Source organism: Tabrizicola sp. (assembly GCF_041911175.1).
In the GTDB taxonomy this organism is placed as follows: domain Bacteria; phylum Pseudomonadota; class Alphaproteobacteria; order Rhodobacterales; family Rhodobacteraceae; genus Tabrizicola.
On record NZ_JAYRPN010000106.1, the window covers coordinates 1 to 13503 of the forward strand.

The following is a 13503-nucleotide window of genomic DNA, read 5'->3' on the forward strand; positions in this document are numbered from 1 at the left end:
CAATCGGCGGACATCGTCGTCCTGGCGGTGCCCTTTGATGCCGCGGGCGACGTCATCGAGGCGGCCGGCGGCTTTGCAGGCAAGATCGTCGTCGACATCACCAACCCGATGAAGGCGGATTTCTCCGGCCTCAGCATCGGTTACACGACCAGCGCCGCCGAGGAAATCCAGAAGCGCGCGCCGCAGGCGAAGGTCGTCAAGGCCTTCAATACGATCTTCGCGCAGGTCCTCCAGAACGGCGGTCAGGCCGCCGGCCGGCCCGCAACGGTCTTCGTTGCCGGAGACGACGAGGCCGCGCGGGCCGCAGTCATCGACCTGGCGCGGAGCGCCGGCTTCGAGACGCTGGAGACCGGGGCGCTTGCCACCGCCCGCTACCTCGAGCCCGCCGCCGCGCTGAACATCACCCTCGGCTACGGCCTCGGCCACGGCACCGACATCGCCCCCACCTGGCAGCGCGCTGCCTGAGCCCCCTCGATTCAAGGAACATGACCATGACCTACGCAACCGCCTCCGCCCGTCCGTCGCTCGTCGACGGCGTCTCCAACGCCGATCTCGCCGCGACGATCCTGCGCGTCTCCATGGGCGTTCTATTCCTCGCCCATGCCGGCCTGAAGCTCTTCGTCTTCACCCCGGCCGGGACAGTGGGCTACTTCGCCAGCCTCGGACTGCCCGGGCCGCTCGCCTACCTCGTCATCGCGGCCGAGCTCTTCGGTGGCCTCGCGCTGATCCTCGGCGTCTACAGCCGCTGGGTGTCGCTGGCGCTGGTTCCGATTCTGCTGGGCTCGATCTACGTGCCCCACGGCGCAGCTGGCTTCTTCTTCTCGAACGAAGGCGGCGGCTGGGAATTCCCGGCATTCTGGGCGGTGACGCTGGTCGTCCAGGCACTGCTCGGCGACGGCGCTTTCGCCTTGAAGCGCAGCCGCGCCTGACCTCCCTTGCCGGCCGCGGGGGTTTCCCGCGGCCGCACACATTCTCAAGGAAACCTGCCATGACCATCGCAGCCGACTACTTCGACATGACTGCCGCGCCGATGCGGATCGGGGCGGTCCGGCTCAAGGTGCGTGACCTCGGTGCGGTCTCTGCCTTCTACCAGTCCGTGCTCGGGCTCAGCCCGGTCGCGACCGGCGAGGATCGCATCACCCTCGGCACCGCCGGCACGCCGCTGCTGAAGCTCGTGGGCGACCCTGACCTCGCCCCGCTCGATCCGCGGCAGGCCGGCCTCTTTCACACCGCCTTCCTGATGCCGACCCGGGCCGACCTGGCCCGCTGGGTCGCCCACGTCGCGGAGGCGCGCGTGCCGCTTCAGGGCGCGTCGGACCACATCGTCAGCGAGGCGCTCTATCTCGCCGATCCCGCGGGCAACGGCATCGAGGTCTATGCCGACCGCCCGGTCTCGGACTGGCACGGAGAAAGCGGCGAGATCCGGATGAGCACCGATCCGCTCGATCTGCAGGACCTGCTGCAAAGCGCCGAGGGCACCGAATGGTCGGGCTTTCCGGAGGCCGGCAGCGTCGGCCATGTCCACCTGCAGGTGGGGGATACTGCGGAAGCCGATCGCTTCTACCGCGACGTGCTCGGCCTCGATATCGCGGCGCGCTATCCCGGCGCCAGTTTCTACGGCAGCGGCGGTTACCACCACCAGCTCGCTGGCAATGTCTGGAACAGCCGCCGGGCCAGCAGGCGCCCCGAGGGCATGGCAGGTCTCGAGGCCGTCGAGATGCTTGTCCGGGATGCCATTAACATCACCGCCATTGCCGCACGCGCCGACAGCGCCGGCATTGCAAGCACCAGGAACGCCGATGGCCTGACCGTGCGCGACCCCTGGGGCACCGCAATCACGCTGAGGAATTGAGGAGACGACCATGCTGATGAACGGGAAATGGGTTGCGGACTGGCAGCCCGTCCAGGCCAAGGACGACAAGGGCGGCTTTGTTCGCCAGAACTCCAGTTTCCGCAACTGGATCACCCCTGACGGCAGCGCCGGGCCGACCGGCGAAGGCGGCTTCAAGGCCGAGCCCGGCCGCTACCATCTCTACGTCGCGCTGATCTGCCCATGGGCGTCGCGCACGCTGATCGGTCGCAAGCTGAAGGGGCTCGAGGACGCGATCTCGGTCTCCGTCGTCGAGCCCGAACTCTCCGACCAGGGCTGGCGCTTCGGCGACACTGGCGGGGCCGACCTCGACACGCTGAACGGCGCCAATTTCCTGCACGAGATCTACACTCGCGCCGACCCCGCCATTTCGGGCCGCGCGACGGTGCCGGTGCTGTGGGACAAGCAGCGCGGCACCATCGTGAACAACGAATCCGCCGACATCCTGCGGATGCTGAACTCCGGGTTCGGCGACTTCGCGGACCCCACCTTCGACCTCTATCCGGCCGACCTCCGCGAGGAGATCGACGCGCTGAACGCCCGCATCTATCCGCGCCTCAACAACGGCGTCTACCGCGCGGGCTTCGCCACCACGCAAGCCGCCTACGAGGAGGCGTTCCACGACGTCTTCGCCATGCTCGACGAGCTTGAGGGGCGCCTCGGCGACGGCCGTGACTTCCTGCTGGGCGACCGCTTCACCGAAGCGGACGTGCGGCTCTTCGTGACGCTGGTGCGCTTCGACGCGGCCTACCACGGCCTCTTCAAGTGCAACCTGCGCCGCATCTCGGACTATCCGGCGCTCAGCGCCTACCAGGCCCGCATCCTCGCCATCCCCGGGGTGCGCGACACGGTCAGCATCGACCACATCAAGCGCGGCTACTACTCGGTCAAGGCGCTGAACCCGACCGGGATCGTTCCGATGGGGCCCGCGTTGCCAGCAGCCTTGGCCGGTTGATCCGGGCGCTGTGACCGACAGGTCTGCGCTCAAGTCACGCTGCGGCGTAGCTGGTATAGACTGAAGTCGATCCGTCGCGCCCTATGAGGAAAACCTCGAAGGCCTTACGTTCGCTCTCCGGCCCCATTCCGGGCGATCCGTAGGGCATGTCGGGCACTGCGAGCCCCACCGCGTAAGGGCGCTCGTCCAGAAGGCGGTGGATATCCGCGGGCGGAACATGGCCTTCGATCATGTAGCCCGCGATCCTGCCGGTGTGGCACGCACCCATACCCGACCGAACCAGCTCTGGCAGACCGACTTCACCTATCTGAAGGTCATCGGCTGGGGCTGGTTCTATCTCTCTACCATCCTCGACGACTACAGCCGCTACGTCATCGCCTGGCGGCTCTGCACGACGATGAAGGCGTGGGACGTGACCGCCACGCTGGAAGATGCCCTGGTCGCCTCGGGCTGCGACTGCGACCGAGCCACGGTCGTCCGCCGGCCCAGGCTGCTCAGCGATAATGGCAGCAGCTACATCTCCGGGGAGCTGGCCGACTGGCTTGCCGGCCGGGGCATGGATCACGTCCGTGGCGCTCCCCGGCATCCTCAGACCCAGGGCAAGATCGAACGCTGGCACCAGACCCTGAAGAACCGCATCCTCCTGGAGAACTACTACCTGCCCGGAGCGCTCGAGGAAGCCGTGGCGGCCTTCATCGAGCACTACAACCACCACCGCTACCACGAGAGCCTGGGAAACCTCACCCCCGCGGACGTCTACCTCGGCAAGGCCGAAACCATCCTCGAACGACGAAAGGAGATCAAAGCCAAGACCATCGCGAAACGCCGCTTGCTGCATCGTCAGACCGCGGCATAAACTGAAACCTCAACGAGCCAGGCCCTCCGTTCGAGATCAGGCGCTCGTGTCCCAAATCATCTGACGACGGACAGCGGGCTCCTCACCGGGTCGCCACGGGCCCATGGATGCGGGCGGCGCTGCGCTACGGCGCCATCGTCCTCGCCGTGCTCCTGTTCCTGAATTCGCTTCGGCGGTCCGGCGAGCGAGCGGGACGCCTCGCCGAACGCCTTGAAACCACGGAGAAGGTCAATGACGTCCAACGCCGGATGCTGGAGGCGGCCGCTCGCCGTCCTCGGTCTCGCGACGAGCTTCCTGAGCGCCTGCGCGACGGTCGGTTCTGAGGACGGGAGGCTCGCGACATGCCCGCCCGTGGTCGAGTATGGCAGGGAGTTCCAGGCATGGGCGGCTGAGGAGCTCGCGTTGCTGCCAGAGGGATCGATGATCGCGGAAATGCTGAGCGAATACGCTGTCATGCGCGACCAGGCGCGCGCGTGCCAGTGAAGGCCGGACCGGGCAGTGGCATTGAAGGAAGCGCCAGACGCCTCGACCGCAGGGCACCGCCCGGCCAAGCTCAAAGATTCACGATGTAAAAAAGGGGCAGGGCGACGATGGCAGTTGCGGCGCCACATGTCGCGTGCGGAAATGGGCACAAATGTGCACCCAAGCGTGAGCCTGTCACACGTTACGGCCGCACGGCGCCATGGTGCCATGGTGCCATAGGGCCAGGGAACGTCTGACACACCTGCTGCTTCCGGCATGATCTGGTCGATTTGGACATCCGCGCACGCAGATCGAATTTTTCCTGTCCGCAAGTTTGATCCGTCCGGGGGCGACCTGCGTAAGGACGATGGAGGGTACGGATATTGCCCTTTGTGAAACAATACTTGACACAATGGAGAACCGGAATGCTACGCAAGTTTCTGATGGCGACTGCGGCGACGGCCATGCTGGCAGGTGCCGCCATGGCGCAAGATGCGACCTCGGACATTGTTGATACCGCAGTTGCCGCGGGCGATTTCACAACGCTGGTTGCTGCGGTTCAGGCGGCCGGGCTGGTGGACACCCTGAAAGGTGAAGGTCCCTTCACTGTCTTCGCGCCGACGGATGCGGCCTTTGCGGCCCTTCCCGAAGGGACCGTGAACACGCTGCTGAAGCCGGAAAACAAGGATCAACTGGTCTCAATCCTGACCTATCACGTGGTTCCGGGTGAGGTCATGTCTTCGGATCTGACCGAGGGGATGTCGGCAGCCACGGTTCAGGGCGGCGAGGTGACCTTCACGCTTGATGGCGGCGCGAAAGTCAACGACGCCAACATCACCACGGCCGATATCGCGGCCTCGAACGGAGTGATCCATGTCATCGACGCGGTGATCATGCCTCCTGCCAACTGAGGCGAATGGCACAGTTGACCATATGTAAACCAGATAGACCCCGGCTGTATCAGCCGGGGTAGCGTTTTATAGCGATCAGCCGCGGCTGGATTTGGGGATGAACCGGTTGAGCAGCGCAAGGAGCAAAATGCCTGCGCCACAGATCATGGCGATCAGCCAGTCGCCGGCGCCCGCATTCGCCACAATGACGCCGAACAATGCCCAGATGACACCGGCGCGATAGGACCAGACGTGCGGGCGGACGAAGGCGACCGCAACAGCCGCAATCAGGACGCAAATGATCAGCGCGATGGCGGCTGTTCGCGGCGGCAATATGCCATAGCCCGTCGCCACCACCGACAGGGCGACCCCTGATGCAGCCGTCAGCCAGCCGGTGTATAGACCGATGGGTGCCCATTCGCGCCAGCCGGGCCCGACCCGCAGCATCGCCATGATCGCAGCCGCCGCCATCACGAGGATCATCGCCGTGGCGATCGGTGGGGAACGGAGGGCAGCCTCGATCCAGAACACGCCGATGAACAGGCTGATGCCAAGGGGCCAGGCAGCGCGCCCCCAGCCCGGCATGGTTTCAGGGCGCCAAAGAGCCCATACGGCGGCAAGAATCAGCCCCAGATAGATCAGCCCCCAGATTGAAAAGGCCCATCCGACGGGTTGGGCGGGCCAGCGGTCCACCTGCACGGGAAAGCTTTCCGGGTAAAAGCCGCCAAAGCCATTCGACAGGACGGGCGAAACGGCGAAACCCACAGCCAGCAGCAGTATGATGATCCTTGCGTTGCGGTCATTCATTTCAGGTCTCCGATATGGTGGCGCGAAACTGTGCCAAGGCCGCCAGCGCGGCATTGCGCCCCTCGGCCAGCATGGATGGGGGACCGGGGCGCCAAGGTCCGCGGTCCCACGCCGGTGGAATGCTTTGCAGCCAAACCTCAGCCTCTGGGTAAGAGGCACCGTCAAATCCAGCAAGCCAGCGCCGGCGATAATCGCCCTGAGGGTCGTATTGTTCCGCCTGCCTCTCGGGGTTGAAGATGCGGAAATAGGGCGCCGCATCGGGGCCGCAGCCCGCCACCCATTGCCAGTTCATCGCATTGGCGGCCGGGTCCCAATCGGTCAGGCAATCGGCGAAATGCGCCAGCCCCGCGCGCCAGTCGATCAGCAGATGCTTGGTCAGCCAGCTTGCAACCACCATGCGCACGCGGTTGTGCATCCGGCCCGTCAACCACATCTGGCGCAACCCGGCATCGACCAGCGCCACCCCGGTTTCCGCCCGCTGCCAGCCGATCAGCTCGGGGGCGTCCTTGCGCCAGGGAAAGCCCTCCCATTCGGGGCGGCAGCAGGCAACCGGCATCTGCGGGAACTCGATCAGCAGATGCCAGGAAAAGTCGCGCCAGATCACTTCGGACAGGAACTTGCCGATGCCGGCTGCGTGTTCGGGCGACACCTCGGCCCTCAGCATGGCTCTGGCCCAGACCACGCGTGGACTGATTTCGCCCACCGCAAGATGATCGGACAGGCCGGAAGTCGCGTCGAGATCGGGGCGATCACGCCCGCCGGGATAGGCGGAGGCACGGTCAAGAAACTCGTCCAGCCGGGCAAGTGCCGCATCCTCGCCCGCAGGCGTGGCAAACTGCTCAAGCGCAACGCGGCCCCGGTGCAGGTCCGGAGCGAGATCCAATGTCAGTGGATCAAGCCCCTGAAGCGGCTCGGTGCAAGCTGTGATCCGCGGCGGCGCGTCAGCGGCGGGCTGATCGGGGCCGAGCTGCCGCACCGCCCTCGCAAAGGGGGAATAGACCCGATAGACGCCCCCATTGCCCGTTCGGATCGCTCGGGGGTAAACCAGAAGATGGCCCGGATGCAGGACCAGCTCGGCACTCACAGGCTGCAGCGCCGCCCGCATGCGGTCTTGCAGCGCGCGCATATCGGATGTGGGCCAGTCGGACTGGTGCAGCCTGCGCGCGCCCAAGCGTTTCATCAACGGCGGCAGGATCTCATCCGCCTCGCCGCGCAGAATGGTGATGCCCTTGCCGCCGGTGCGTTCCCTAAGTGCCGCATCAAGGGCTTGTAGCGCGCGCGTCAGCCGCCAGCGGCTGGCTGCACCTTGCGCCATGATCAGCCGGTCTATGATGAACACCGGCAACAGGGGACCATCGGAAATCGCGGCGAGAAGCGCGGGATTGTCATGCAGACGAAAATCACGGGTCAGCCAGAGGATGCCGGGGGCCGTCATTCAAGCAGCCTCATCCGCGTGACCAAGCGTCACCTGCACCACATCGCAGCGTCCGGTGGCGAAGGCAGCGGCGCAGCCTTCAAGATAAAACTGCCAGCCGCGCAGGAAGGAGTCACCGTAGCCAAGCCGCTCGATGCGCGGGCGCTGGTGCATCATCGTCTCGGACCAGATCCGGCAGGTGCGGGCATAATCCGGGCCGAAAGCGTGGCTGTCTTGGACGCGCAACCCGACCTTTGCCGCCTCATGGACGATTATGGCCGAACAGGGCAGCATGCCGCCGGGAAACACATGTTGACGGATGAAATCCGAGCGGCGGCGATAGACCGAAAACTCGGCATCCGGCACGGTGATCGCTTGCAGGACCGCCCGCCCGCCCGGCGCCAGCCGCGCCTTGAGGGTGGCGAAATAGGTCGGCCAATAGCGTTCTCCCACCGCCTCGATCATCTCGATCGACACGATGTTGTCAAAGCTGCCCGTCACCTGACGGTAATCCTGAAGCCGCACCTCGGCACGGCCATCCAGCCGGGCATCGGCATAGCCCTTTTGCGAGGGAGACAGCGTGATCGCGGTCACCTTTTGGCCGCGCTCGGCCGCCGCTTCGGCAAACCCGCCCCAGCCGCAGCCTATTTCCAGCAGGCTTTCGCCGGGCCCCAGTTGGGACAGGATGCGTGCGTTCTTGCGTGCCTGCGCGCGCGACAGATCATCGCCAGGACCAAACAGCGCCGAGGAATAGGTCATGCCGGGATCAAGCCACAACTGGTAAAACTCGTTGCCGACATCGTAATGCGCGCGGATATTGCGCCGCGATCCGCGCAGGCTGTTTGGCCGCATCAGCCGGTCGACCAGCCGCATCCGCATGGCCTGAAGCCGCCCCGGCTCTCCCCAACCGGCCCGAAGGCCAAGGTTGCGCAGGGCCAGCGACAGCGTCCCCTCCAGCGTCTCGCTGTGCCAGTCGCCGGCGATCCAGCCTTCGCCCAAGCCCACATCGCCGCGCAGCGCCAGACGCGGAAGCAGCCGCCAGTCGCGGATCTGCAAGTCCGCCTCGGGGCCGGCGCTGCCAAAGCGGTGGCGCGTGCCCTCGGGCGTGGTCAGGGTCAGGATGCCATCGCCGATCCCTTCAAGGGCGGAAAGAAAGCGGGACTTGAGGGAGCGTGTCGCAAGGCTCATCGGCTGATTTCCTGATCGGGTGGGGTGGGAAGGCGGCGATAGGCGGCGCCTTTGAGTTTCAGGCGCAGCGCGTGCCAATAGATCTGGGCAATCACCCGCAGCGCACCGCCCGGCCGGCGAAAACTTGTTGCAAGAACCCCGAGGGTGGTCAGCGGCACCAGCCGCCCTGTCATGGCGGTGTCGATGCCGCCCGTGCCGTCCTGTTGTGCGATGCGGATGGCGATGCGGTCGGGGTGCAGGGCAACGCGGAAATGATACTCCCCCGCCACGTCCTGAAAGGGCGAGACGTGAAACACCTTGCGCGCGGTCAGTTCCGTTTCAGCGGTAATCGGCGCAAGGTCGGGGCGGGCCAGCAGATAACTGTGGCGTTGGCCGAAGGTGTTGTTGACCTCGGCAATCGCGGCGATCAGCGCGTCGCCCTCGATCAGCATCCAGAAGCTGACCGGGTTGAACCAGTAGCCCAGAAACCGCGGCTGCGTCAGCAGCGCCAGCACCAGCCCCGGACGGAGAGCGATCCCGGCCACGCCGAACTGCGCCCAGGCCCAAAGGGCGCCGGTGCCCGCGCCCCGCAGCCCGCCGTGGTCGGCGTCGTGAAAGGCTATCAGACCAAACCTGTTATGCCCCATCAGCCGGGGCGGGTGAACATGCTCGGGCGCCAGCAGCAGATGATCGGCATGGGTGCGGAATGTGTGGCGCAGGGCACCGCGCCGGGCATGGGTCACCAGCGCGGGCATCGCCAGCACCTCACCCGCCTCAAGCCGCGCGGCGAGGGTCATGGCAGCACCGCCACAGGCAGCAACCGCCGCGCGATGCGCATGGCGCTGGCAAAGCCGTCCTCGTGAAAGCCGTTGCGCAGCCATGCTCCGGCAAACCAGGTGTTGCGAGTGCCCTGCATCGCGGCAATCCGCGCCTGTGCGTCCAACGCCGTAAGATCAAAGACCGGATGGCGGAAGGTCACCTGATCATAGATCAAACGCGGGTCGATCCCGTCACCCGTGTTCAGCGTGACAAACAGCGGATCGTCGTCCGGGATATTCTGAAGCTGGTTCATCCAATAGGTGACGGCCACACCCGCTCGCCCGGTATCGCCCCGGCTGACCCATGAACTCCAACATCTGCGGCGGCGCGGCATCACGGATGGGTCGGCGTGAAGGACAGCGTGGTTGGGCTGGAACCGGATCGCCGAAAGGGCGGCCTGTTCGGTCCCGTCGGCATCACTCAGCATCGCGAGCGCCTGATCGGCATGGGTGGCAAGGATGACATGATCGAAGCTTTCGGCCTCTGCCCCCTTGGCGCGCAGTGTGACGGTGCCGCCGCTGCGCGTGACCGCCCGCACAGGGGTGCCGGGACGCAGATCGACCCCGGCCCGCACCAGGGCCGCCGTCAGCCGTTCCACATAGCGGGTCGAGCCGCCGTCCACCGTCCACCACTGATGATGCTGGCCGCGCGACAAAAGCCCGTGGTTGCGCATGAACCGCACCATCGCACGGGCCGGGAAGGCCCCGATGTCGTGATCGGGCGTGGACCAGATCGCCCCGCAGAACGGATAAAGGTAATGGTCGCGGAACCTTGCACCCAGACGCATCCGCGCGATCAGGGCGGCGATGGTCAGCTCGGGCGCTGCCGCCACCTCGGCCTCGGCCCCGGCATTGAAGCGCAGGATGTCGCGGATCATCAGGTGAAAGCGCGGGTCCACGATGTTGCGGCGCTGGCCGAACAGCGCATTGCCGGACCGCAGCGCATATTCCACCCCGCCAGCGTCCAGCGAGACGCCAAAGCTCATGTCGCTTTTGGCAATTGGCACGTCAAGGTCGCGAAACATCGCCGTCAGATGCGGGTAATTGACATGGTTGAACACGATGAACCCGGTATCGACCGGCTGATCGCCCCGCTTGCCGGCAACAACCGTGCGCGCATGGCCGCCAAGCCGGATCGCTTCTTCGTATAACGTCACCTGATGGTGGCGCGACAGAACCCATGCGCAAGCCAGGCCCGATATGCCCCCGCCGACGATGGCGATTCGCTGCGGCGCGCCGTTGGTGATGTCAAAAGGCATCTGGACTCCACTAACTCTTTGACAAGCTTACGCGTGGAACCTGGCCTTGGATCAATCAACCCGAAAAATTGCCGTAAGAATGATCTGCCACGCCTTGTCACCCGTATTGCATGGCATGAACACTGCATTTGCACCTGTCGAGCCTCGCACTTATAGAACGCTCAGTCCGATGGCACCGCCACTGGTCGATAACGTTGCCGTGGGTGCCACAGTGGTGAGTCAGCAGCCGATGGGTGATCTTTCCGAGTTGAGTCGAGATATGATCGCCGTCCGCGACAGCCGTGACCGCGCGGCGTTCGGACGGCTCTTTGACCATTTTGCCCCAAGGCTCAAGGCGATGATGCTGCGCGGCGGGCTGCGCGACGGCACTGCCGAGGATGTGGTGCAGGATGTGATGCTCGCGGTCTGGCACAAGGCAGGGCAGTTTGACCCGCATCGCGCCGACGCGGCCGGTTGGATCTATGGCATTGCGCGGAACCGGCGCATCGACATGGCGCGCCGCCGCCCGCTGGCACAACCCGACGAGATGCCCGAGCTTGAGAGCCTGGAACCCGACGCAGACCAGATCATTGCCTTGCAACAGGAGGCGCGCCACTTGGCCGAGGCACTTGCGCGACTCGCTCCCGAACAGGCCGAGGCGCTGCGCGCCGCCTATTTCGACGATGTCCCCCACAGCCGCATCAGTGAAATGACCGGCTTACCGCTTGGCACCATCAAGTCCCGCATCCGCCTTGGCCTTGAACGCCTCCGGCATGAGCTGAGGAAGATCGCACCATGACCGCCATCCGCCACCACATCCCCGACAACATGCTTGACGCCTATCGCGCCGGAACCTTGCCCCATGCCTTCGGGGTGGTCGTGGCCGCGCATATGTCGCTTTGCGACCAATGTCGCGCCCGCCAGGAGGCGGAAGACATGATCGGCGGTGCGCTTTTGCTCGGTACAGAGGGTGCAAACCTGCGCGGCGATGCACGCGAGCGGATGATGGCTGCGCTGGACGCACCGCCGCCGAAACCGCCTCTGCGCGCTTCCGGGCCGTTTCCCTCGGCCGTCATGCACGAATTGGGCGGAAAGCCACCGCGCTGGCGCATGCTGGGCGGCGGCATCCGCCAGCAGCTTTTGACCGCCGATAGCCAAGGGTCGCTGCGGTTGTTGTATATCCCGCCGGGCAAGGCCGTGCCCGAACACGGGCATCAGGGGCAAGAACTGACGCTGGTGCTGCAAGGCAGTTTTTCCGACAGCGCGGGCGCCTTTCATCGCGGCGATGTCGAGGTGGCGCATGACGAGATCGACCACCAACCCGTGGCCGGCCCGGGCGAGCCATGCATCTGCCTGGCGGCAACCGATGCGCCCCTGCGCTTTCGCGCGCTGATCCCGCGGCTGTTGCAGCCGATCTTCCGGATCTGAAGGATGGGCCATGCAGGCCGCCGCATCTGGATCATTGGCGCCAGCGCCGGGATCGGCGCTGCCCTTGCCCGGGCGCTGGCCGGACAAGGGGCGCAGCTGATCCTTTCCGCCCGCGATGGTGACGCGCTGGAGGTGCTGGCCACGGAATGCGGCGGTGCGCAGGCCCTGCCGCTGGATCTAGGACAACCCGAAACGCTGGCAGCGGTGGTGACGCGGCTTGCGCTTGAGGCGCCGCTCGATGCGATCATCTGCACCGCCGCGCTTTATGATCCCGGTCGCGTCGCCGACATCGACCCCGCCCAGGCCGAGGCGATGGTGCGGGTCAACATCCTGGGCATGATCGAGGTCGCCCGGCTTTGCCCCCTGCTGCTGCACGATGGCGGGCAGTTGGTGCTGTTCGGCTCGGTCGCGGGCTATATAGGCCTGCCGCGGGGGCAGCCCTATTCGGCCACCAAGGCCGCGGTCAACAATCTTGCTGAAACGCTCGCAATCGAGCTCGCGCCGCGCGTGGACGTGCGGCTGGTGTCTCCGGGCTTTGTCGAGACCAGACTGACCGCCAGAAACAGCTTTGCCATGCCCGCGATCATCACCCCTGAGCAGGCGGCAGAGGCGGTATTGCGCGGCATGCAGCGTCGCGGGTTTGAAATCCATTTCCCGCGTCGCTTCACCTGGGTGATGAAGCTGATGCGGGCCTTGCCTTATGCGCTGTCGCTGCCCCTGCTGCGACGCCTGGGCTGACCCTTCAGTTGAACCGCCCCGACAGCGCCAGAACACCAACCCAGGCTGAAAATCCGGTCAGGAACGTGCCCCACAATCCGTCGATGATGACCTGCTCCCACGACCAGTCGGCAAGTGTGGCGTAATTGGTCATCTCATAGGTGCCATAACACATCAGCCCGATGACCATGCCTCCGATCAGCGCGTGGAGGGGATCATTGCCCTTCAGCGCGGGCCAGGAAACCAGCCACACAAGCCCGGCGATATATCCCAGATAGAACAGCGCAGCCGGGCCAAGCCGCAGCGGATCGGCAAGAAGATGGCCGACATTGCGCTCAAACACCGGCCGGATCAGAAACCGGATCCCTATCACATCCAGAGCGAGAAACACCGCAGCAGTTGCAGCATAAAGGAGGGTGACTTGAAGCATGGGAAGTCCTTCGAAATTCTTGGGCTGCCAGTTGTCGTCCAGCCGACGCAGATAGGACGAACCTTCTGCCATCCGGGCCATTGTCTTGCTGTACGCACATAGCCGTGCAGCAGATCAATTTTTGCGTGCAGAACGGCAGGCTGATCGTGCCCTCGTCATAGACGACAGCGCCGAGCGCATTCGGGCCGCAGGGACGGTGTGGATGTCAACCTCCCCTGACGGCATCGCAATGCGCCAAACCAATGCTTTTCAAAGCACGATTTGAACGAGATGTATACACTAAAATACAGTAAAATCAATGTATTGCAATTGGAGATGGGGTGGATGCCGCTCTCCCCTGACGGCATCGCGATGTGCCAAACTCGTGGTGTTGAAGCACAAGCTGAAGGAGAGGGCATCCATGGGAGAAGTTAGCATCATCGGCGTCGATCTGGCAAAGAACGTGTTCCAG

Annotated in this window: 16 protein-coding genes and 1 pseudogene; 10 read left to right on the forward strand and 7 right to left on the reverse strand. The window is 65.1% G+C overall.

Annotation, left to right across the window (positions count from 1 at the left end):
• From ACE3P6_RS14495 to ACE3P6_RS14510, 4 genes are all read left to right on the forward strand, one after another.
• Positions 1–465, forward strand: a 465-nt coding sequence (locus ACE3P6_RS14495; protein ID WP_374396294.1) for an NADPH-dependent F420 reductase, incomplete at its 5' end; no start/stop codon positions are given.
• A 26-nt stretch (positions 466–491) separates the two neighbouring features.
• Positions 492–929 carry a DoxX family protein gene (locus tag ACE3P6_RS14500; protein WP_374396295.1) on the forward strand — a complete coding sequence of 146 codons (438 nt, stop codon included), beginning with the start codon at positions 492–494 and terminating at the stop codon, positions 927–929.
• Between the two features lie 59 nt (positions 930–988).
• Positions 989–1852 (forward strand): VOC family protein, encoded by an 864-nt coding sequence (locus tag ACE3P6_RS14505; RefSeq protein WP_374396297.1) that lies wholly within the window; start codon positions 989–991, stop codon positions 1850–1852.
• A 10-nt stretch (positions 1853–1862) separates the two neighbouring features.
• Positions 1863–2825, forward strand: coding sequence for a glutathione S-transferase family protein (locus tag ACE3P6_RS14510; protein ID WP_374396299.1), 963 nt, complete (start codon positions 1863–1865; stop codon positions 2823–2825).
• A 34-nt stretch (positions 2826–2859) separates the two neighbouring features.
• Here the strand turns inward: ACE3P6_RS14510 and ACE3P6_RS14515 are convergent, their stop codons facing one another.
• The gene (locus ACE3P6_RS14515) at positions 2860–3093 is read right to left on the reverse strand and encodes a DUF411 domain-containing protein (protein WP_374396302.1); all 234 of its coding nucleotides are present in this window, start codon (positions 3091–3093) and stop codon (positions 2860–2862) included.
• Between ACE3P6_RS14515 and ACE3P6_RS14520 the strand changes: the two are divergent.
• From ACE3P6_RS14520 to ACE3P6_RS14530, 3 genes and pseudogenes are all read left to right on the forward strand, one after another.
• Positions 3094–3681 (forward strand): annotated as a pseudogene (locus tag ACE3P6_RS14520) (transposase); the annotation flags it as partial.
• Positions 3682–3912: 231 nt separating this feature from the next.
• Positions 3913–4164, forward strand: a complete 252-nt coding sequence (locus ACE3P6_RS14525) for a hypothetical protein (protein ID WP_374396305.1) — start codon at positions 3913–3915, stop codon at positions 4162–4164.
• A 404-nt stretch (positions 4165–4568) separates the two neighbouring features.
• Positions 4569–5054 (forward strand): fasciclin domain-containing protein, encoded by a 486-nt coding sequence (locus ACE3P6_RS14530; protein ID WP_374396309.1) that lies wholly within the window; start codon positions 4569–4571, stop codon positions 5052–5054.
• A 75-nt stretch (positions 5055–5129) separates the two neighbouring features.
• Here the strand turns inward: ACE3P6_RS14530 and ACE3P6_RS14535 are convergent, their stop codons facing one another.
• From ACE3P6_RS14535 to ACE3P6_RS14555, 5 genes are read right to left on the reverse strand one after another with little or no spacing between them, the layout of a single operon-like run.
• A complete protein-coding gene (locus ACE3P6_RS14535) occupies positions 5130–5840 on the reverse strand; it encodes a hypothetical protein (RefSeq protein ID WP_374396311.1) in 711 nt (236 codons plus the stop codon).
• Between the two features lies 1 nt (position 5841).
• Entirely contained in the window at positions 5842–7275 is a 1434-nt protein-coding gene (locus ACE3P6_RS14540; protein WP_374396313.1) for a deoxyribodipyrimidine photo-lyase, read from the reverse strand.
• Positions 7276–8442 (reverse strand): class I SAM-dependent methyltransferase, encoded by a 1167-nt coding sequence (locus ACE3P6_RS14545; RefSeq protein ID WP_374396314.1) that lies wholly within the window; start codon positions 8440–8442, stop codon positions 7276–7278.
• On the reverse strand, positions 8439–9218 hold the full coding sequence (locus ACE3P6_RS14550; RefSeq protein WP_374396316.1) for a DUF1365 domain-containing protein: 780 nt from the start codon (positions 9216–9218) through the stop codon (positions 8439–8441). Before ACE3P6_RS14550 ends, ACE3P6_RS14545 begins: the two co-directional genes overlap by 4 nt.
• Positions 9215–10498 carry an NAD(P)/FAD-dependent oxidoreductase gene (locus ACE3P6_RS14555; protein ID WP_374396318.1) on the reverse strand — a complete coding sequence of 428 codons (1284 nt, stop codon included), beginning with the start codon at positions 10496–10498 and terminating at the stop codon, positions 9215–9217. Before ACE3P6_RS14555 ends, ACE3P6_RS14550 begins: the two co-directional genes overlap by 4 nt.
• Positions 10499–10667: 169 nt before the next feature.
• On the opposite strand from ACE3P6_RS14555, the gene ACE3P6_RS14560 reads away from it, so the two are divergent.
• Genes ACE3P6_RS14560 through ACE3P6_RS14570 form a run of 3 tightly spaced genes read left to right on the forward strand, consistent with a single transcriptional unit; the run spans position 10668 to position 12643 of the window.
• Positions 10668–11276, forward strand: a complete 609-nt coding sequence (locus tag ACE3P6_RS14560) for a sigma-70 family RNA polymerase sigma factor (RefSeq protein WP_374396320.1) — start codon at positions 10668–10670, stop codon at positions 11274–11276.
• Positions 11273–11905: a ChrR family anti-sigma-E factor gene (locus ACE3P6_RS14565; RefSeq protein ID WP_374396321.1), complete on the forward strand. Its 633-nt coding sequence runs from the start codon at positions 11273–11275 to the stop codon at positions 11903–11905. The genes ACE3P6_RS14560 and ACE3P6_RS14565 overlap by 4 nt, the downstream gene beginning before the upstream one ends.
• A 3-nt stretch (positions 11906–11908) precedes the next feature.
• On the forward strand, positions 11909–12643 hold the full coding sequence (locus tag ACE3P6_RS14570; protein ID WP_374396324.1) for an SDR family NAD(P)-dependent oxidoreductase: 735 nt from the start codon (positions 11909–11911) through the stop codon (positions 12641–12643).
• Positions 12644–12647: 4 nt separating this feature from the next.
• Here the strand turns inward: ACE3P6_RS14570 and ACE3P6_RS14575 are convergent, their stop codons facing one another.
• Positions 12648–13052, reverse strand: a complete 405-nt coding sequence (locus ACE3P6_RS14575) for a DUF2177 family protein (RefSeq protein WP_374396326.1) — start codon at positions 13050–13052, stop codon at positions 12648–12650.
• Between the last annotated feature and the right edge of the window lie 451 nt (positions 13053–13503).

Bases quoted from the DNA above. Each gene is read 5' to 3' on its own strand.
- ACE3P6_RS14555 (WP_374396318.1), bottom strand. From the start codon at position 10,498: ATGCCTTTTGACATCACCAACGGCGCGCCGCAGCGAATCGCCATCGTC.
- ACE3P6_RS14535 (WP_374396311.1), bottom strand. From the start codon at position 5,840: ATGAATGACCGCAACGCAAGGATCATCATACTGCTGCTGGCTGTGGGT.
- ACE3P6_RS14545 (WP_374396314.1), bottom strand. From the start codon at position 8,442: ATGAGCCTTGCGACACGCTCCCTCAAGTCCCGCTTTCTTTCCGCCCTT.
- ACE3P6_RS14540 (WP_374396313.1), bottom strand. From the start codon at position 7,275: ATGACGGCCCCCGGCATCCTCTGGCTGACCCGTGATTTTCGTCTGCAT.
- ACE3P6_RS14530 (WP_374396309.1), top strand. From the start codon at position 4,569: ATGCTACGCAAGTTTCTGATGGCGACTGCGGCGACGGCCATGCTGGCA.
- ACE3P6_RS14515 (WP_374396302.1), bottom strand. From the start codon at position 3,093: ATGGGTGCGTGCCACACCGGCAGGATCGCGGGCTACATGATCGAAGGC.
- ACE3P6_RS14565 (WP_374396321.1), top strand. From the start codon at position 11,273: ATGACCGCCATCCGCCACCACATCCCCGACAACATGCTTGACGCCTAT.
- ACE3P6_RS14500 (WP_374396295.1), top strand. From the start codon at position 492: ATGACCTACGCAACCGCCTCCGCCCGTCCGTCGCTCGTCGACGGCGTC.
- ACE3P6_RS14550 (WP_374396316.1), bottom strand. From the start codon at position 9,218: ATGACCCTCGCCGCGCGGCTTGAGGCGGGTGAGGTGCTGGCGATGCCC.
- ACE3P6_RS14510 (WP_374396299.1), top strand. From the start codon at position 1,863: ATGCTGATGAACGGGAAATGGGTTGCGGACTGGCAGCCCGTCCAGGCC.
- ACE3P6_RS14575 (WP_374396326.1), bottom strand. From the start codon at position 13,052: ATGCTTCAAGTCACCCTCCTTTATGCTGCAACTGCTGCGGTGTTTCTC.
- ACE3P6_RS14570 (WP_374396324.1), top strand. From the start codon at position 11,909: ATGGGCCATGCAGGCCGCCGCATCTGGATCATTGGCGCCAGCGCCGGG.
- ACE3P6_RS14560 (WP_374396320.1), top strand. From the start codon at position 10,668: ATGGCACCGCCACTGGTCGATAACGTTGCCGTGGGTGCCACAGTGGTG.
- ACE3P6_RS14525 (WP_374396305.1), top strand. From the start codon at position 3,913: ATGACGTCCAACGCCGGATGCTGGAGGCGGCCGCTCGCCGTCCTCGGT.
- ACE3P6_RS14505 (WP_374396297.1), top strand. From the start codon at position 989: ATGACCATCGCAGCCGACTACTTCGACATGACTGCCGCGCCGATGCGG.